We start from the raw sequence: 17,781 nt of genomic DNA, 5'->3' as shown, positions 1-17,781 counted from the left end.
TCGTGGTCGCGAGGCAAGCTTCTCGCTGGCGTGCTGGCCACCAATGCCCGCGCGGCAAAGGACGTCGGAGCCGGGTAGGGGTCTGCGGCGCCGTGTGCTATCGATCGTGGACGACGCTGCCGCTAGTGGCAAGCGCCGACACATGAAGGCTTCGTGACCACAACCATAAACATGAATGCCTACAGTGACGCGCTGGTGGTCCTCGGCACTGCCGGCGTCGTGGTGCCGATCGTCCGCCACTGGGGCATCAATCCGGTGTTGGGCTATCTCGGTGCCGGCGCCATCCTCGGCCCTCTCGGACTCGGCTCGCTCGTTCAGGACCTCCCGTTCCTGTACTGGTTCACCGTGGCGGACGCGCAGAACGTCGAAGGTATCGCCAATCTCGGCGTCGTGTTCCTGCTATTCCTGATTGGGCTCGAGCTGTCCTTCAGGCGGCTCGTGACGATGCGGCGCCTGGTGTTCGGGCTTGGCGGCCTGCAGGTGCTGGCGACGTCCGCGATCATTTTCGGCGCGACGCTTCTCGCGGGGAAGAATTCCCATACCGCCGTGATCCTCGGCGCAAGCCTCGCGCTGTCCTCGACGGCTATCGTGCTCGAGCTTCTGTCCAGCGACAGGCGGCTTGCGACCGTTGCGGGGCGCGCCAGCTTCTCGGTGCTGCTGGCCCAGGATCTTGCAGTGGTTCCCATTCTCGTGTTCGTCTCGGTGCTCGGCGCGGGCAGCGACGGCTCCGTCGTGACGCACATCTCCAGTGCGATCTTGAAGGCCGTAGTGGCGGTCGCTTTTCTCATTCTGATCGGACGGCTGCTGATGCGTCCGCTGTTCCAGATGGTTGCGGGCACTCATTCGACGGAGTTGTTCGTCGCGGCGACCTTGTTCGTCATCGTCGGCGCAGGCCTTGCCGCGCACCAAGCCGGCCTATCGATGGCGCTCGGAGCATTCGTTGCAGGGCTGATGCTGGCTGAAACGGAGTATGGCAAGGCCATCGAGGCCACCGTCGAGCCATTCAAGGGCCTGCTGCTAGGCATCTTCTTCTTCACCGTCGGTATGGCCATCGACGTCCGCGTGTTCATGCGCGAGCCTGGTTGGTTGCTGGCCGCCGTCATCGGGGTTCTGACCGGCAAGGCGATCGTGCTCATCATCCTGGGCCGCCTCTTCAGGCTCTCATGGCCGTCGGCGATCGAGGTCGGCTTCCTGCTGGCTCCAGTTGGCGAATTCGCTTTCGTAAGCATCGGGATGGCGGCGGCCCTCGGCCTGATTGAACCGCGCGTGTCGAGCTTTGCCATCGCCATCACCGCCGTAACGATGGCATTGACGCCGTTTTTGGGCATGCTCGGGCGACGATTGGCCGCGAAACTGGGTGGCGAGCGAACTCTCGATCCCGAACTGACGGTTCGGCCACCCGGGGACCGGGCGCAGGCCATCGTGGTCGGCTACGGCCGCGTTGGAAAAGTCGTCTGTTCGCTGCTGACCAGCCACGGCCTAAACTACATCGCGGTCGACAACGAAGCCGTCGCCGTGGCGCGCGACCGCCGCGATGGTCATAAGGTCTATTTTGGTGATGCGACAGAACCGGGCTTTCTCGAAGCCTGCGGCCTGATGCAGACGACCGGTGTGATCATCACCATTCAGTCGCGACCAGCAATCGATGCTGTCGTTGAGCGGATCCGCGCAGTGCGGCCGGACGTGCTGATCGTCTCACGTGCGCGGGACGCCGATCATGCCCGCCACCTCTATGCGATCGGCGCAACCGATGCGGTGCCGGAAACCATCGAGGCAAGCCTGCAACTTTCCGAAGCCGCACTGATCGGCCTCGGAGTCGCGGTCGGGCATGCGATCGCCTCGGTGCACGAGAAACGGGACGAATTTCGGCTGACATTGCAGCAAGCCGCCCGCATTGCAGCAGAAGAGAAAACTCGTCTCCTCGATAGCACAGGGCGCCGGTCCCCGAGATAGCCACCTCTCCAGGCGGCCGGGCGCTGCGGACTATCATCATCTGGCAAAACCCGCCCGCACGAACTACATCTGCGCCATGATAAATGCTCCGCTGCCAAACCTTCCGCTCCAGGATTTCATCGGCCGACACGAACGTCTGTTCGTGCTGACCGGCGCGGGCTGTAGCACCAATTCGGGCATTCCCGACTATCGCGACAGCCACGGCAATTGGAAGCGCACCCAGCCGGTGAATTTCCAGGCCTTCATGTCGGACGAGCATACGCGCCGGCGCTATTGGGCTCGCAGTCTGATCGGATGGCGGCGGTTCGGCCAGGCCAAGCCGAACGATGCGCATCATGCGCTGGCCCGGCTCGAGGCGAACGGCCGGTGCGGGATGCTGCTGACCCAGAACGTCGACCGGCTGCATCAGTCCGCCGGCCACCGGCAGGTGATCGACCTGCACGGCCGCCTCGATCTGGTCCGCTGCATGGGCTGCGGCTGCAGGACGCCGCGCGATGAGTTTCAGCACGCGCTTGGTCGCGCGAATACGGCCTGGCTGAGGCTCGATGCCGCCGATGCACCTGATGGCGACGCCGATCTGGAGCACGAGGAGTTTTCGTCCTTCGAAGTGCCGGCCTGCGAAGCCTGCGGCGGCATCCTCAAGCCCGACGTCGTGTTCTTCGGCGAGAACGTCCCCCGCGATATTGTCGCCACGGCGCACGATCATCTGGCGCAGGCCGAGGCCATGCTGATTGTTGGCTCGTCGCTGATGGTCTATTCCGGATTCCGCTTCGTGCAGGCTGCCGCGGAACGCAAAATTCCGATTGCAGCGGTCAATCTCGGCCGCACCCGCGCCGACGATCTCCTGACGCTGAAGGTCGAGGAGCGCTGCGAGTCGGCGCTTGCATTCCTGCTCTGATCGCGCAGGCGTCGAACACGTCTTGCCTATTGCATAGGTGCCAAGCAGAATAGCCGGGCGCGGCGTTGTCCTCGTCGTCCATGGCATGGAAATTGCTGCGCTTTCGACCTCAGTCTTGACGATCAGCGCGGAGAATTTGGAATGCTTGAGGGAGCCGAGGTGCGGCTTGCCGTCGATATCGGTGGCACATTCACCGATATCGTGCTGGACGTGGGCGAGGCGCGCAAGACGCGCAAGGTGCTGACGACGCCGCAGCGGCCCGAGCAGGCGGTGCTGGACGGCATGCGCCTCATCCTCGCTGACGCGCGCGCGCATATCAGCGACATCGACGTCTTCATTCACGGCACCACGCTCGCGACCAATGCCATCATCGAGCGGCGCGGCGCGAAAACCGCGCTGATTGCGACGGAGGGCTTTCGCGACGTGCTCGATATCGGCACCGAGAGCCGCTACGACCAATATGACCTTAGCATCGACAAGCCGAAGCCGCTGGCGCCGCGCAGTCTGCGCTTCACCGTCCCCGAGCGTATCGACGCGCACGGTGCCGTTCGGCTCCCGCTGGACGAGACTGCTGTGCGCGCACTCGCGCCGAAATTGCGCGAGCGAGGCGTCGAGAGCGTCGCGATCGCCTTCCTGCACTCCTACGCCAATCCTGAGCACGAACGCCGCGCTGCCGCAATCCTGGGCGAGGAGATGCGCGGCATCTCCGTGACCGTGTCGTCAGCCGTGTGTCCGGAAATTCGCGAGTACGAGCGCACCTCCACCGCCGTTGCGAACGCCTATGTGCAACCCCTTATCGACGGCTATCTGGCCCGCATGGCGGACGCCTTGCAGGTCGAGCAGTTCCGCGGCGCCATCTATCTCGTCACCTCCGGCGGCGGCGTCACCTCGATCGAGACGGCGCGGCGCTTTCCGGTGCGTCTCGTCGAGTCCGGTCCGGCTGGCGGAGCGATTTTCGCGGCGCAGATCGCGGCGCGTCTTGGCGAGACCAAGGTGCTGTCCTTCGACATGGGCGGCACCACCGCAAAGATCTGCCTCATCGAGAAGTATCAGCCTGAGACCTCGCGCGTGTTTGAGGTCGATCGCGCAGCGCGCTTCCTCAAAGGCTCCGGCCTGCCGGTGCGCATCCCCGTGATCGAGATGGTCGAGATCGGCGCCGGCGGCGGCTCGATTGCCCATGTCGACGCGATGAAGCGCGTCACCGTGGGTCCGGAAAGTGCGTCATCGGAGCCGGGGCCGGCCTGCTACGGCCGCGGTGGCCAGCGTCCGGCCGTGACCGATGCGGACGTTGCGCTCGGCTTGATCGATCCCGACGCCTTTGCGGCGGGTACTATCAAGCTCGACCCGGAGCTTTCCAAACAGGCGCTGCTGCGCGATGTCGGCGAGCCGCTCGGCCTGTCTGCGGAAACCGCCGCCTATGCCGTGCACGAGGTCGTCTGCGAGAACATGGCGAGCGCGGCGCGCGTGCATGCGGTCGAGCGCGGCGCGGTGGTCGGCCAGCACACGCTGATCGCGTTCGGTGGCGCTGCACCGTTGCATGCGGCGCGCGTCGCCGAGAAGATCGGCGTCTCCCGGGTGATCGTGCCCTCGAATGCCGGGGTCGGATCAGCCGTCGGATTCCTGGCGGCGCCCATCGCTTACGAGCTGGTGCGCAGTCGTCATGTCCGACTCGATGATTTCGACACCGAGGCGGTCTCCGATCTCTTGCAGGAGACGGCGACCGAAGCGCGTGCGCTGGTCGAACCCGGCGCCGCCGGTGCGCCCGTGCGGGAGCGGCGCGCCGCCTTCATGCGCTATGTCGGCCAGGGCCACGAGATCTCGGTCGAGCTGCCGAACCGGCGGCTGACGACCGCCGATCTCGCCGGCCTGCGCCAGAAATTCGAGGCGGATTATGCTGCGATGTTCGAGCGGCCGATCCCGGGGGCGGCGATCGAGGTGTTGAGCTGGTCGGTGCTCGCGACCACCGAGGCGCGCAATCCAGCCGCGGTCGCGGCCGTCGCGCGCAAGCCCGCCGGAAAGGCAGTCGGCAGCCGCAAGTTCTTCGACGGCCGCGCAGGCGAGGTGATCGAGATCCCGCTCTATCGCCGCGAAGACATGGCGCCCGGCGCGACCATTGCAGGCCCTGCCGTGATCGCGGAGGACGAGACCTCCACCTTCGTCTCGACCAGTTTTGACGCCCATATCGACGGTGCCGGGAGCATCGTCATGGAACGAAAGGCGGCCTGATCATGAACAAGGCAAGCGGCGCGAGCCTGATCGACCTCCAGATCATGTGGCACCGGCTGATCGCCGTGGTCGAGGAGCAGGCGCAGGTCCTGCTCCGTACCGCCTTCAGTCCAATCGTGCGCGAATGCGGCGACCTCTCTGCCGGCGTGTTTGACCTCAAGGGCCGCATGCTGGCGCAGGCGGTGACCGGCACGCCCGGCCACGTCAATTCGATGGCAGAATCTGTCAAGCACTTCATCGCCCACTTCCCGCTTCAGACGATGAAGGAAGGCGACGCCTACATCACCAACGATCCGTGGATGGGCACCGGCCATCTCAACGACTTCGTCGTCACCACGCCGTGCTTCAAGGATGGCAAGGTCGTCGCGCTCTTCTCATGCACCAGCCATCTCATGGATATCGGTGGCATCGGTTTCGGTCCCGATGCCACCGACGTGTTCATGGAGGGGCTCTACATCCCCATGCTGAAGCTGATCGATCAGGGCGTCGTCAACGAGACGCTGATGGCGATGATCCGCACCAACACGCGGCTGCCTATAGACACCGAGGGCGACACCTATTCGCTTGCGGGCTGCAACGACGTTGGCTGCGAGCGCCTGGTCGAGATGATGACGGAGTTTGGCATCGATACGCTCGACGAGCTCGGCGACTACATCTGCGAACGCTCGCGCGAGGCCGTGCTGGACGAGGTCGCGAAACTTCCGAAAGGAAGCTGGCGCAACACCATGGTTGTCGACGGCTATGACGCGCCGGTCACGCTTGCCGCGACCTTGACGATTTCGGACAAAGGCCTTCACGTCGATTTCGACGGCACCTCGGCCGCCTCCAAGTTCGGCATCAACGTGCCCTTGTCCTATACCACGGCCTACACTGTGTTCGGCCTCGGCTGCGTCGTTGCCTCGCAGATTCCGAACAACGCCGGCTCGCTCTCGCCGCTGACGGTCTCGGCGCCGGCGGGTGCGATCCTCAATGCGCCGAAGCCGGCGCCGGTGGCCTCGCGCCACATCATCGGCCAGATGTTGCCCGACGTCGTGTTCGGCTGCCTGCGCCAGATCATCCCCGAGCGCGTGCCGGCCGAAGGCACCTCGTGCCTGTGGAATCTCAACGTCCGCGGACAGACGCGAAGCGGCGTCGGCGGCAATTACGGGTTCTCGATGGCGGTGACTTCCAATGGCGGCACCGGTGCGCGCTTCGACAAGGACGGGCTGTCGGCCACCGCCTATCCCAGCGGTGTGCGCGGCACGCCGGTCGAGATCGCAGAGACGCAGACGCCTTTGATCTTCTGGCGCAAGGAGCTGCGTCCGGATTCCGGCGGAGCAGGGCGCACCCGCGGCGGGCTCGGTCAGATCATCGAGGTCGGCAGCGGCGTCGATGCCCCGTTCGACATTCTCGCCGCGTTCGACCGTATCGATCATCCGCCGCGCGGTCGTGATGGCGGCAAGGACGGCGAGGCCGGCTATGTCGGCCTGAAGTCTGGAAAGAAGCTGCGGGGCAAGGGCTTTCAGCAGGTGCCGCCCGAGGATCGACTGGTGGTGCTGACACCGGGCGGTGCCGGGATCGGCGCGCCCATCGAACGCGATCGAGCGGCCGTCAAGGACGACGTCGAGAGCGGCCTCGTGTCTGCCGACAACGCGGTTGCAGTTTACGAGTACACGCGGTGACGCGTCAGGCGTCGCGCGCGTAGCGAACGGAGGGGTGCAATGATCACGCGACGAAGCTTCACCGCGGGCGCAGCGACGCTGCTTGCGGCCGGCCACATCTCCACTCGCGCCCGGGCGGCGGGCGTGAGCTGGGACATGTCGACGGTCTGGCCTGACGGCAATTTCCACACCCAGAACGCTTTTGCCTTCGCCGAGGAGGTGAAGAAGCAGAGCGGCGGCACGGTCAACATCACGGTGAAGGCCGGCGGCCAGCTCGGCTTCAAGGGCCCCGAGCATCTGCGCGCCGTGCGCGATGGCCTGGTGCCACTCGCCGACGTCCTCAACATCCAGCAGGTCGGCGACGAGCCCTTCATGGGCGTCGAGAGCATCCCCTTCCTGTGCGGCTCGATGGACGAGCTGAAGGTGCTGCACAAATATGTGCGGCCCGAATACGAGAAGGTCGTCGCCCGCAACAACCAGAAGATCCTCTACATCGTGCCGTGGCCGACGCAATATCTGCATCTCAAGGTCAAGGTCGCCAACGTCGAGGGCCTGAAGAACATCAAGATCCGCGTCCCCGACAAGAACGCCGTCGACATGCTGAACGCGATCGGCATGGCCGCGGTCATGATTCCCTGGGGGGAGACCATCCCTGCGCTCGCTTCCGGCGCGGTGGCCGGCGTCTCGACGTCGTCAGTGTCGGGTGTCGACGGAAAATTCTGGGAGTTCCTGAAATACGTCTACCCAACCAACCACGTCTGGTCGTCGCAGATGCTCACCGTCAATCTCGATTCCTGGAAGGCGCTCAGCGCCGATCAGCAGCAGCTCATCGCCGGCATCGCCGGCAAGATGGAGCCGGGCTTCTGGGCCAACTCGCTCAAGGCCGACCTCGACAGCCTCAACCGTCTGAAGGAGGGCGGCATGGAGGTGGTGCCGGTCTCGGACGCGATGATGACCGACATTCGGGCCAAGACCGCGCCGCAGCTCGACGCGTTCCTCAAACGCGTGCCGGCAGCCGACAAGCCGGTGCGGGCTTATCTCGCCGAAATGAAGCGTGGCTGATGGTGAAGGCGTAGTGAGCGTCTCGCCCGAAGCTCCGCAGAGCCTCAATGCAGCGGCGCCGGCGCCGCTGCGCATCCTGCTCGACGGCATCGACCGCCTCGGCCGGCTCGACGGCTGGATCGGCGGCGGCTGTCTGTTGATGCTGGCACTGCTGATGCTGTGCGAGGTCGCAACGCGCTTCCTCTCGAACTTTCTTTCATTCTTCCCGCCGTCGATCTCGATCGCCTGGGAATACTCGTCCTATCTGATGGCGGCGTCCTTCACTTTTGGCGCCGCGATGACGCTGCGTGTCGGCGGTCATATCCGAGTCGTCCTGCTGCTCAAGAACGCGCCGGCCTTGGTGCAGCGCGTGCTCGAGGTCCTGTCGGCGGCTGCCGGCTTCGCTTTCATGGCGTTCCTGACCTCAGCCATGGCGAAGTTTGCCTTCGGTGCCTATGTGCGCGGCCAGGTCTCGACCTCGAGCGATACGCCGCTGTGGTTTCCACAAGCCGTCGTCACCTTCGGCATGCTGCTCTTGACGCTTCAGTTCCTGGCGCGCGCAATCCAGGCCGTGCTCGGCCTGCCGCTGGAGGATCACCGTATGAAGGCCTCGCCCGTCGAATGATCGCCCACGCGCCAGCCTCCGGACAGCGGATCCCATGACCATCGAAGTCGTTGCCCTTTTCGTCATCCTGTTCGCGTTGCTGGCCTGCGGCGTCTGGATCGGCCTGACGTTGGCGCTCACCGCGACGCTGCTGCTCGCGATATTCCGCTCGATCCCGCTCGACAAGCTGCTGCCGCAATATGCCTGGAACATCCTGACCACGCAGGAGCTGCTGGCGCTGCCGCTGTTCATCCTGATGGGCGAGCTGTTGTTTCGTACCCGCTTGTCGCGTTCGCTGTTTCAGGGACTCGCGCCGTGGGCTGGGCTTTTGCCCGGTCGCCTGCTGCATGTGAACGTGATCGGCTGTACCATCTTCGCCGCGATCTCAGGCTCGTCGGCCGCGACCACGCAGGTGATCGGCCGCATGTCGCTCAACGAGCTGCTGCGCCGCGGCTATTCGCGCGACATCGCGATCGGCTCGCTCGCCGGCGCCGGCACGCTCGGCTTCCTGATCCCGCCGTCCAACATCATGATCATCTACGGCGTGCTCGGCGACGTCTCGATTTTGAAACTGTTCACCGCCGGCGTGCTGCCCGGCTTTTTGCTCGCAGCCGCCTTCATGGCCTGGGTGATGCTGCACACGAGCCTCAACCGCAACATGGTGCCGGAGACGGAAGCAAAGCTTTCGCAGGTGTCCTGGAGCGAGCGCTTTGCGGCGCTGAAGGATCTTGCGCCGGCCCTGTTCCTCATCGGCTGTGTGCTCGGCTCCATGTATGGCGGCCTCGCGACCCCGTCGGAAGCTGCGGCTGTCGGCGTCCTCGGCGCCGCGCTTGTCGCATGGGCGCAAGGAGCGATGTCGCAGCAGGTGATGCGGGACGTGCTGATCGGCTCGGTGGTCACCTGCTCGATGATCGCGCTGATCGTGCTCGGCGCCTCGATCCTCGGCAACGTGGCTGCTTTCCTCGGAATCCCACAGGCGATTGCCGCCTTCGTGAAGGGCTTGGGCCTGTCGCCCTTCATGCTGATCGTGGTGCTGGTCGTCTTCTATCTCGTCCTCGGCTGCTTCCTCGACGGCTTCTCGATGATCGTGATGACGCTGCCGATCGTGCTGCCGATCGTGAAGGCGGCGGGCTTCGACGAGATCTGGTTCGGCGTCTTCCTGGTGCTGGCCGTCGAGATGGCGCAGATCACCCCGCCGGTCGGCTTCAACCTGTTCGTGATCCAGGGCCTGACCGAAGATGGTCTCGGCTACATCGCCCGCGTGACGATGCCGTATCTGATGATCATGATCGGCTTCGTGCTGCTGCTGACGTTGTGGCCCGGCATTGTCACGCTGCTGCCGCGGGTGCTCTACGGATAGATTCGAGCCGTCCCGGCAGCTGCCGGGACGGCATTTCGATGCTCAGGCTTACGCCGCGGCCTTCTTCCGCGCGAGCTCGGCCTTGTACAGCTCGAACTCCTCCGCGATCGCGCGTGCGATCGAGGGCCGCTGGCGCAGGCGCTCGTAATAGGCCTTCAGGTTCGGCCATTTCGCGAGCTCGATCGGCGGCGTCGCCATGGTCCAGTTGATGACCGTGACGAGATAGGCGTCGGCGATACTGAAATGGTCGAGCAGGAATTCACGTCCCTTGAGATGATTGTCGAGATAGTCGAGCCGCGACAGGTTCTTCTCCAGCGCATAGGCCTTGGCCTCCTGCGGCGCCTTGCGGTCGAGCAAGGGGACGAACAGGGCTTTGTGCAGCTCGGTGCCGACAAAGCAGAGCCATTGATGCAGCCGCGTGCGCTCGATACCGGCGGCGGCGCCGAGGCCGGATTGCGGAAAACGATCGGCGACATATTGCAGGATCGCGGCGTTCTCGGTCAGCACCACGCCCTCGTCCGTGCGCAGAGTCGGCACGAGGCCAATCGGGTTCACGGTGCGGAAGTCGGAGCCGTCGCTCAGCACTGTCTTGGTCGGCGGATCGACTTCGAGATAGTTCGCTTCGACGCCAGCTTCGTACAGCGCGACGCGGGTCGCCATCGAGCAGGCGAGCGGCGAGAAATAGAGATCCATCTGTAGCCTCCTGGGGCAATTCGTTCTGGGGTGGCGCTCAACCTGGCCAGATTGATTTTTATACTGTCTTGCATAATATAAGACCGGTCAAGGATTATCTTGCGAAATGGTACAAAAATCGAAGCCGCCAGTTTCTGCCAGCGGACCCAGGCGCCGCGGCCGGCCGCGTGCCTATGAGCCCGGCGTCGCGCTTGGCAGGGCGCTCGACCTGTTCCGCAAGCAGGGCTTTGCCGCAACCTCGCTGGACGATCTCAGCGAAGCCACCGGCATGAACCGCCCGAGCCTCTATGGGGCGTTCGGCGACAAGCGCGAGCTCTACATCAAGAGCTACCAGCGCTACCGGGAGGAAGCGCGCGCGTCGATGGCGGAGATCTTTCGTCAGGAAATGCCGGTGCGTCAGCGCCTCGAGCGCATCTTCGCGTCCGCGCTAAACATCTATCTTTCGGGCGACACTGGTCCGCGAGGCTGCTTCACGGTGGTGACTGCGGCATCCGAGGCAGTGAGTGATCCCGAGATCCGCGCCATGGTGCTCGACGGTCTCACTGAACTCGACAAGGCCTTTGCCAGTTGCTTCCGCCGCGCCAAGGAGAAGGGCGAACTGCCTGATAGCGCCGAGCCGGCGGTGCTGGCGCAGGTCGCATCCGCGACCGTGCACACGATCGCCATCCGCTCCCGCGCCCACGTTCCGCGCAAGGAGCTGGAGGCGATCGTCAGCGGCGCGATCGACGTGATGGTGGGGACTGGGGCCAAAAACTGAGCCGTCCGGTGCAGGCCGGGACGACACCGAGGGTGAGGCGCGGTCGTGCGTCTTGCCAAACCGGACGGAGCGCTAATACCCTCTCGCCCGATCCACCACGTTCTCCAGCACGCCGCCCGCTTCGAACCGCGCAATCTGCTCGGCGACGTAGGCCGAGATCGCATCCGCGTCAGTGTCGGCCGCATTGTGCGGCGTCAGCAGCACCTTGGGATGGGCCCAGAACCGGCTATCCGCTGGCTGCGGCTCCTGGACGAAAACGTCGAGCGAGGCGGCGCCCAGCGTGCCGTCATCGAGGCAGGCCAGGATGTCGGGTTCGTTCTGCAAGCCGCCGCGGCCGGCGTTGATCAGCACCGGCGCGCCGAGCGGGCTGCTGCGGTTGAGCTTTGTGAAGACGTCGCGGTTGAGGATGCCGTGCGTGTCAGGCGTCAGCGGCAGCAGGCAGACCAGGATGTCGGTCGCGCGCAGGAACGCGTCGATTCCGGCTGCGCCGTGGAAGCATTCCACGCCCTCGATCGCGCGCGGGCTGCGGCTCCAGCCGGTGACGCGGAAGCCGAGCCGGCGCACCACGTCGGCCGCATCACTGCCCAGCGTGCCGAGCCCCATGATGCCCACTGTGACCGCGCTTGCAGGCCATTGATAAATCGGCTCCCAGCGCTTCTCGCGCTGGCACTGGCGCAAATAGAGTTCCTGGCGATGGTGCATCAGCACATGGAGCACGACATATTCAGTCATGCGGTTGGTCAGGTCGGGCACTGCGACGCGCACCAGCGGCACATCGGGCAGGCTCCTGTCGGCCATCAGCGCGTCCACGCCGGCGCCCAGATTGAAGATCGCACGCAGATTGGGGAAGGCACTGAGATCGCCGGGCACCGGTTTCCACACGGCGGCATAGTGCACCTCGGCCGGATCGAGCCCCGCATCGGGCAGCAGCACCACGCGACGGCCGCCGCAGATCGTCTCGAACCGGGCCTTCCAGCGCTCCGGCAGCCAGTTCTGCTGCGTGCTGTTGATCAGGACGGCCAGTGTGCCCAGGGTCATTCGAAGTGCCTCGTCGAGTTCCGCTTGAGAAGGCCCTCCTTGGCACGATCTGCCGGATTTTTCTTGCAAATTTTTTCCGCAGCCCTGTCGGGGCGGGGCATATTGGCGCGTCTTTAGAACAGACGAGGGAAGTGTCGCCTATGCTTTATGCCATTCTTTGCTATCACGATGAGGACTTCGTCGGCTCCTGGAGCAAGGACCAGGACGAGGCCGTGATGAAGAAGCTCGCCGTGGTGCAGGAGAAGCTCACCAAGCAGGGCCGGCTCGGGCCGGTGGCGCGGCTGTTGCCGACCACCGCGGCGGCGACGCTGCGCAAGGAAGACCCGCCGCTGGTCCTCGACGGCCCCTATGCGGAGACCAAGGAGCAACTGCTCGGCTTCTACATCGTCGACTGCAAGAACCTCGACGACGCGCTCGATGTCGCCCGCGACCTCGGCGCTGCCAATCCCGGCGGCGCCTATGAGGTGCGCCCCGTCGGCGTGTTCAGGCCCGGAGGGATCTGACGTGAGCGAGGCCGACACCGGCTGGATCGAGACTGCGCTGACCTCGGCGCGCCCTCAGGCGGTCGGCGCCCTGCTGCGCTATTTCCGCGATCTCGACACCGCCGAAGAAGCCTTTCAGAACGCCTGCTTGCGCGCGCTGAAAACCTGGCCGCAGAATGGGCCGCCGCGCGATCCCGCAGCCTGGCTGATCATGGTCGGCCGCAACGTCGCGATCGACGAGGTCCGCCGCGCACGCAAGCAGCAACCGCTGCCAGAGGACGACCAAGCGATCTCCGATCTCGACGACGCCGAGGGCGCGCTCGCGGAGCGGCTCGACGGCTCGCACTACCGCGACGATATTTTGCGCCTGATGTTCATCTGCTGCCATCCGCAGTTGCCGGCGACGCAGCAGATCGCGCTGGCGCTGCGCATCGTCTCCGGTCTCACCGTGAAGCAGATCGCGCGCGCCTTCCTGGTTTCGGAAGCCGCAATGGAGCAGCGCATCACCCGCGCCAAGGCAAAGGTCGCCGACGCCGGCGTACCCTTCGAAGCGCCCGGCGCGGTCGAGCGTTCCGAGCGGCTCGCCGGCGTCGCGGCAATGATCTACCTGATCTTCAACGAGGGCTATTCGGCGAGCGGCGAAACCGCGGAGCTCCGCAAGCCGCTGTGTGAAGAGGCGATCCGGCTGGCGCGGCTGCTGCTGCGGCTGTTCCAGAGCGAGCCGGAGATCATGGGCCTGACGGCGCTGATCCTGTTGCAACATGCGCGCAGCGCCGCCCGCTTTGCCCCGGACGGGTCGCTGATCCTGCTGGAGGACCAGGACCGTTCGCTGTGGAACGGCACCATGATCGCGGAGGGCCTTGCCCTGATCGACAAGGCGATGCGCCACCGCCACAGCGGGCCCTATCAGATCCAGGCCGCGATCGCCGCGCTGCATGCGCGGGCATCGACGCCGGAGGAGACCGACTGGACGCAGATCGACCTGCTCTACGGCGCGCTCGAAGTGCTGCAGCCCTCGCCGGTGGTGACGCTCAACCGGGCCGTCGCGGTCGCCAAGGTGCGCGGACCGCAGGCCGCGCTGGACCTGATCGAGCCGCTGGCGCCGAAGCTTGCCAACTACTTCCATTTCTACGGCGTGCGCGGTGCCTTCCTGATGCAACTCGGCCGCAACGACGAGGCCCGCATCGCCTTCGACCGCGCCATCGCACTCGCCAACACCTCCGCGGAAGCCGCCCACATCCGCATGCATCTCGATCGCCTGATCCGGGACAGCCAGCCGAAGCCGAAGGAAAGCGCCAAGGCGAACTAAGGCGCAAACCGTCGCGCTCGCCATCCCCGGCTTGTCCGGGGCATCCCTGTCTTGCCATCGGCGTCGAAGAACGTGGATGCCGGGGCAACGCCCGGCCATCACGTGGGGCGGGCAGCGTGCCAAAAATTTCGTTTCGATCTTGTCGGCCGGGGCCTCGCTCGTTCGTCCTATACCTGTACCCCGGGAGCCATTCCATGCTGAAAGCCATTGCCGTCATCGCAATCGTCCTCGCGGCCGGAATTGCGGCCGTGCTCGTCTTTGCCCTGACGAAACCCGACACATTCCGTGTCGAGCGCACTCTCACCGTGAAAGCGCCGGCCGACGCGATCTATCCGCAGGTGGCCGATTTCCACCGCTGGACCGCCTGGTCGCCCTACGAGAGCCGCGATCCCGCCATGAGGCGGACCTTCGGCGGAGCCGCGGAAGGCAAGGGCGCGACCTATGCCTGGGACGGGAACAACAATGTCGGCGCCGGCCACATGGAGATCCTCGAGGCGAACGCGCCTTTAAGGCTCCGCATCAAGCTTGATTTCGAGCGCCCGTTCGAAGGCCACAACAGCGCCGAGTTCACCTTTGTGCCGCAAGGTGATGCCACACTGATCACATGGGCGATGTATGGTCCGGCCCCGTTCCTGTCCAAGCTGATGCAGGTGTTCATCAACATGGACAGCATGATCGGCAAGGATTTCGAGGTCGGCCTCGTCAGCCTGAAGAAGCTCACGGAGAAACAATAAGTCTCACTGGAAGCGAAGAGGAGAGAAACGATGCTCAATCCCTATCTGTTCTATCAGGACACCTGCGAAGCTGCGTTCAACTATTACGTCAAGGTTCTCGGCGGCAAGATCGATGCGATGATGCGCGCCTCGGACGCGCCGCCGGAGGTGCCCGCCTCGCCCGGGCGCGAGAAGATGATCATGCATGCGCGGATGTCGCTGCCCGACGGCAGCATATTAATGGCCTCCGACGCGCCGCCCGAGCATTTTCAAAAGCCACAGGGCTTCTCGATCTCGCTCACGGTCAAGGACCCCGGGGATGGCGAGCGCAAGTTCAACGCGCTCGCCGACGGCGGCAGCGTCACCATGCCCTATAGCAAGACGTTCTGGGCCAAGGGTTTTGGCATGTGCGTCGACAAGTTCGGCATTCCCTGGATGGTGAACTGCCCGGCCGAAGGAATGTGACGGGCGCGATCGCCCACATGATCGATTGAATGTGATCCCCTCTCTCCAAAGCCGCGGGAGAGGGGACACATAATGGGATCGTACGGAGCGCGGAGCCGCTCCGTCACGCGCGGATCGGCCGTTCCTCTCATCGGATTGATCCGGTCACGTCCGCGCCCGCCGGCGACGCTTGCACGCAGCCAGGGCAGATCACGAGCTTCGTGCCGAGCTGCCTGTCATTCTCCGCTTCGATCTCGTCATGGACCGCCCACCACGCCTCGGAGTATGGCCGCAGGGTGCCGAGCACGCGTTCCCGCTCCCGATTGGGATCATTTGCCGCGGGGACGGGATTCGTTGCGTGCCGTTTCGCGATGTGAGGGATGTGAGGGCGGTTCGGGCGTCTGTTGGGGTCTTGGCCGAGGCCATCCCACGCGATCGGGCGACGCTCCTGCGCCGGTGCGATTGCGCATCCAAGCAGCGTTGTGCAGAAAGTGAGCAAGATGAAGCCATGTCGTATCATGCCGGACCCAAAGTTCGGTGCGCGATGCGCAAGATCCGCGCGGGAAAACTTGCATCGCGTCGGTCAAATGGAACTTAAGGCAAACCAGTTGGCCGGCATGGCCGAGGACTGAATTGACGATTCGCATCACTTTGCGCGAGCAGTGAGGCCGCTTCGTGAAACGATGCGGACTGCATCGCACAACAATTGACGCAATATTGGGCTGTGATCTGCACGCCAGAATCGCTATTTGTGAGTCATAAAAACTACAAACTGGGATGGACGTCACTTGGAAGGGGAGCGACCGATGGCGGCGGCGCTACAGATCAATTTTGCTCTTTGGGGGATGCTCATCTGCGCCAGCATGAAGCTGGTGCCGGTGATTCAGACTCTCTTTTGAAGGCGGCCAGCGCGTGATGGCGAACAACCCCGGTGCGCACCTAGCGTGCGAGCACAGGGAACCCGCCGTATGGCCTCGGACCAGCCAAGCCAAGGGCCATTAGAGCGACGGCTGCCAAATTCGTCAGCGGCAGCGCGGATAAATTGCGGCGAGATCACGCCCCTTGAGCAAGAGCAACCGGGAAGTGAGGCCGCCACGGCGGCTGATCCAGTCGCGCACCGGGCCGGGATAGGCCGCAAGCACCGCCACCGATGCCTCCGGCTCCGCATAGATGTGCCCCCGCCGGTCGACCGAACGCGCGGCATGGAAGCCGAGCACCGCGCGCTTGGTGACACAGATGCGCTCGCCTGGCACGATGCTCAGCACCAAGGTGCAGGCGGACAGGCAAGGACCGTCGATCACCACGCGCTCGCCGCTCTCGCGCACCTGCTCGAACAGGTCGAGGAACGGCCCGACCTGTCCGCCCGGCGATTGGATGATGCGGATCTCCGCGGCCGCGGGCGCAGAGGCGAGCAGAGCTGTCGCGAGCAGCCAGGTTTTGAAGGTGACGCGTCGCATGGCACTCTCCGAACTCTCGACATCATAGGGTGGCAAAGCCACCGGGTCGCGCGAATGCGCGCCCGATGACAGGCTCCGCGTGCCAGCATTGGCACCGCTATTCCGGAACGAGGGTGGGCACGGCGCGTACACCTTTGCCCACCTTACATATCCTGTGCCTACCCGTTGCGCCGCTGGCCGCGCAGTGTCGGCAGGCCGATACCCGCCGCATCGAAGCCGCCATCAACGGCTAAAATTTGGCCGGTGATGTAGCTCGCATTTGCCGAGCACAGGAAGTAGATCGCGTCCGCGAGCTCCTGTTCCAGGCCGTAACGATTGAGCGGAATGGCGTCGTGATAGTCGGCGCGGATCTCCTTGGTGTGCACCTGCTTCGCCATCGCGGTGTCGACAGGCCCCGGAGCAACCGCGTTGACGCGGATATTGAGGGAGGCGAGCTCGACCGCGAGCTGCTTGGTGAGGTGCGCCAGCCCCGCCTTGCTGGTGCCGTAGGCCGACCGCAGCGTCGAGGCGCGCACCGCCGAGATCGAGGTGATGTTGACGATGGCGCCGCCAATGCCGTCGCGCATCAAGGGCACCGCCGCCTTGGTGCAGAGGAACGGGCCGGTGAGGTTGACTTCGAGCACGCGGCGCCAGTCAGCCTCCGAGGTCTCCATCAGCGGCGCGAACACCGCGATGCCGGCATTGTTGACGAGCGCATCCAGCCGGCCGAATTGCCGTTCGAGCGCGGCCATTGCAGTGCCGACCGCAGCTTTGTCTGAGACATCGCAGGTCAGCGCCAGCGTCGCCTCGCTCTGGCCGATCTCGGCGACCGCGCGGCCGAGCAGTTCGCTCTCGACGTCGAGCAGCGCCACGCGCCAGCCCTCGGCGAGGAACTTCTTCGCGGTCGCAAGCCCGATGCCGCGCGCGGCTCCGGTGACGAGGGCGACTTTTTGTGGGGCTTGCGGCATTGGCTGATCTGTCTTTCTGTCGGAAACGTAAGCCGCACGGCGGCCCATGCCTTTTACTTTGCTTTCGTTCCGACAAGAAGGGCAACCGACAGTCAATCCCCGTCACCTCGCGGTTGCCGGCTTTCAATTACCCACAAATTCTCCTCCGACCATGACACCTAGCGCTATGTCGGTGAGGCGTGACAGCCCGCGCCACATGACGGTATTGCCGGGTGGCGG

At 64.8% G+C, this 17,781-nt stretch carries 17 protein-coding genes; 12 read left to right on the top strand and 5 right to left on the bottom strand.

The features are described from left to right. Nucleotides 1–153: 153 nt before the first annotated feature. The 7 genes from IVA78_RS05665 (at nt 154) to IVA78_RS05635 (ending at nt 9,722) form a co-directional block, all read left to right on the top strand. A complete protein-coding gene (locus IVA78_RS05665) occupies nt 154–1,953 on the top strand; it encodes a cation:proton antiporter (protein ID WP_247464749.1) in 1,800 nt (599 codons plus the stop codon). 76 nt (nt 1,954–2,029) lie between these two features. Continuing rightward, nucleotides 2,030–2,851: an NAD-dependent protein deacetylase gene (locus IVA78_RS05660; protein WP_247464747.1), complete on the top strand. Its 822-nt coding sequence runs from the start codon at nt 2,030–2,032 to the stop codon at nt 2,849–2,851. Between the two features lie 141 nt (nt 2,852–2,992). Further along, the gene (locus IVA78_RS05655) at nt 2,993–5,077 is read left to right on the top strand and encodes a hydantoinase/oxoprolinase family protein (protein WP_247464744.1); all 2,085 of its coding nucleotides are present in this window, start codon (nt 2,993–2,995) and stop codon (nt 5,075–5,077) included. A gap of 2 nt (nt 5,078–5,079) precedes the next feature. Next, nucleotides 5,080–6,738, top strand: a complete 1,659-nt coding sequence (locus IVA78_RS05650; RefSeq protein WP_247464741.1) for a hydantoinase B/oxoprolinase family protein — start codon at nt 5,080–5,082, stop codon at nt 6,736–6,738. A 39-nt stretch (nt 6,739–6,777) separates the two neighbouring features. Next, nucleotides 6,778–7,779, top strand: a complete 1,002-nt coding sequence (locus IVA78_RS05645) for a TRAP transporter substrate-binding protein (RefSeq protein ID WP_247464736.1) — start codon at nt 6,778–6,780, stop codon at nt 7,777–7,779. Then, nucleotides 7,772–8,383, top strand: a complete 612-nt coding sequence (locus IVA78_RS05640) for a TRAP transporter small permease (protein ID WP_247464733.1) — start codon at nt 7,772–7,774, stop codon at nt 8,381–8,383. Before IVA78_RS05645 ends, IVA78_RS05640 begins: the two co-directional genes overlap by 8 nt. A gap of 34 nt (nt 8,384–8,417) precedes the next feature. Continuing rightward, nucleotides 8,418–9,722: a TRAP transporter large permease subunit gene (locus tag IVA78_RS05635; protein ID WP_247464729.1), complete on the top strand. Its 1,305-nt coding sequence runs from the start codon at nt 8,418–8,420 to the stop codon at nt 9,720–9,722. A 48-nt stretch (nt 9,723–9,770) separates the two neighbouring features. Here the strand turns inward: IVA78_RS05635 and IVA78_RS05630 are convergent, their stop codons facing one another. After that, nucleotides 9,771–10,415, bottom strand: a complete 645-nt coding sequence (locus IVA78_RS05630; protein ID WP_247464725.1) for a glutathione binding-like protein — start codon at nt 10,413–10,415, stop codon at nt 9,771–9,773. 106 nt (nt 10,416–10,521) lie between these two features. On the opposite strand from IVA78_RS05630, the gene IVA78_RS05625 reads away from it, so the two are divergent. Then, the gene (locus IVA78_RS05625) at nt 10,522–11,172 is read left to right on the top strand and encodes a TetR/AcrR family transcriptional regulator (RefSeq protein WP_247280216.1); all 651 of its coding nucleotides are present in this window, start codon (nt 10,522–10,524) and stop codon (nt 11,170–11,172) included. A 72-nt stretch (nt 11,173–11,244) separates the two neighbouring features. Here IVA78_RS05625 and IVA78_RS05620 read toward each other — a convergent pair whose 3' ends face one another. Beyond that, nucleotides 11,245–12,210 (bottom strand): glyoxylate/hydroxypyruvate reductase A, encoded by a 966-nt coding sequence (locus tag IVA78_RS05620; protein ID WP_247464723.1) that lies wholly within the window; start codon nt 12,208–12,210, stop codon nt 11,245–11,247. Nucleotides 12,211–12,350: 140 nt separating this feature from the next. Between IVA78_RS05620 and IVA78_RS05615 the strand changes: the two genes are divergently transcribed. From IVA78_RS05615 to IVA78_RS05600, 4 genes are all read left to right on the top strand, one after another. After that, nucleotides 12,351–12,713: a YciI family protein gene (locus tag IVA78_RS05615; protein ID WP_247280214.1), complete on the top strand. Its 363-nt coding sequence runs from the start codon at nt 12,351–12,353 to the stop codon at nt 12,711–12,713. A gap of 1 nt (nt 12,714) precedes the next feature. Further along, nucleotides 12,715–14,001, top strand: coding sequence for an RNA polymerase sigma factor (locus IVA78_RS05610; RefSeq protein WP_247464720.1), 1,287 nt, complete (start codon nt 12,715–12,717; stop codon nt 13,999–14,001). A gap of 194 nt (nt 14,002–14,195) precedes the next feature. Continuing rightward, a complete protein-coding gene (locus IVA78_RS05605) occupies nt 14,196–14,735 on the top strand; it encodes an SRPBCC family protein (protein WP_247280212.1) in 540 nt (179 codons plus the stop codon). 30 nt (nt 14,736–14,765) lie between these two features. After that, nucleotides 14,766–15,179 carry a VOC family protein gene (locus IVA78_RS05600; protein WP_247280211.1) on the top strand — a complete coding sequence of 138 codons (414 nt, stop codon included), beginning with the start codon at nt 14,766–14,768 and terminating at the stop codon, nt 15,177–15,179. 127 nt (nt 15,180–15,306) lie between these two features. On the opposite strand, the gene IVA78_RS05595 is transcribed toward IVA78_RS05600, so the two are convergent. The 3 genes from IVA78_RS05595 to IVA78_RS05585 all read right to left on the bottom strand — a co-directional run bounded on the left by IVA78_RS05595 (nt 15,307) and on the right by IVA78_RS05585 (nt 17,562). After that, nucleotides 15,307–15,678 (bottom strand): hypothetical protein, encoded by a 372-nt coding sequence (locus IVA78_RS05595; protein WP_247464717.1) that lies wholly within the window; start codon nt 15,676–15,678, stop codon nt 15,307–15,309. Between the two features lie 502 nt (nt 15,679–16,180). After that, nucleotides 16,181–16,615 carry a hypothetical protein gene (locus tag IVA78_RS05590; protein ID WP_247280209.1) on the bottom strand — a complete coding sequence of 145 codons (435 nt, stop codon included), beginning with the start codon at nt 16,613–16,615 and terminating at the stop codon, nt 16,181–16,183. Between the two features lie 158 nt (nt 16,616–16,773). After that, the gene (locus IVA78_RS05585; RefSeq protein WP_247464715.1) at nt 16,774–17,562 is read right to left on the bottom strand and encodes an SDR family oxidoreductase; all 789 of its coding nucleotides are present in this window, start codon (nt 17,560–17,562) and stop codon (nt 16,774–16,776) included. Nucleotides 17,563–17,781: the final 219 nt, after the last annotated feature.

Origin of the sequence: Bradyrhizobium sp. 137, assembly GCF_023074095.1 — a bacterium.
Lineage (GTDB): Bacteria > Pseudomonadota > Alphaproteobacteria > Rhizobiales > Xanthobacteraceae > Bradyrhizobium.
This window is presented reverse-complemented; position numbering and strand designations above follow the sequence as displayed.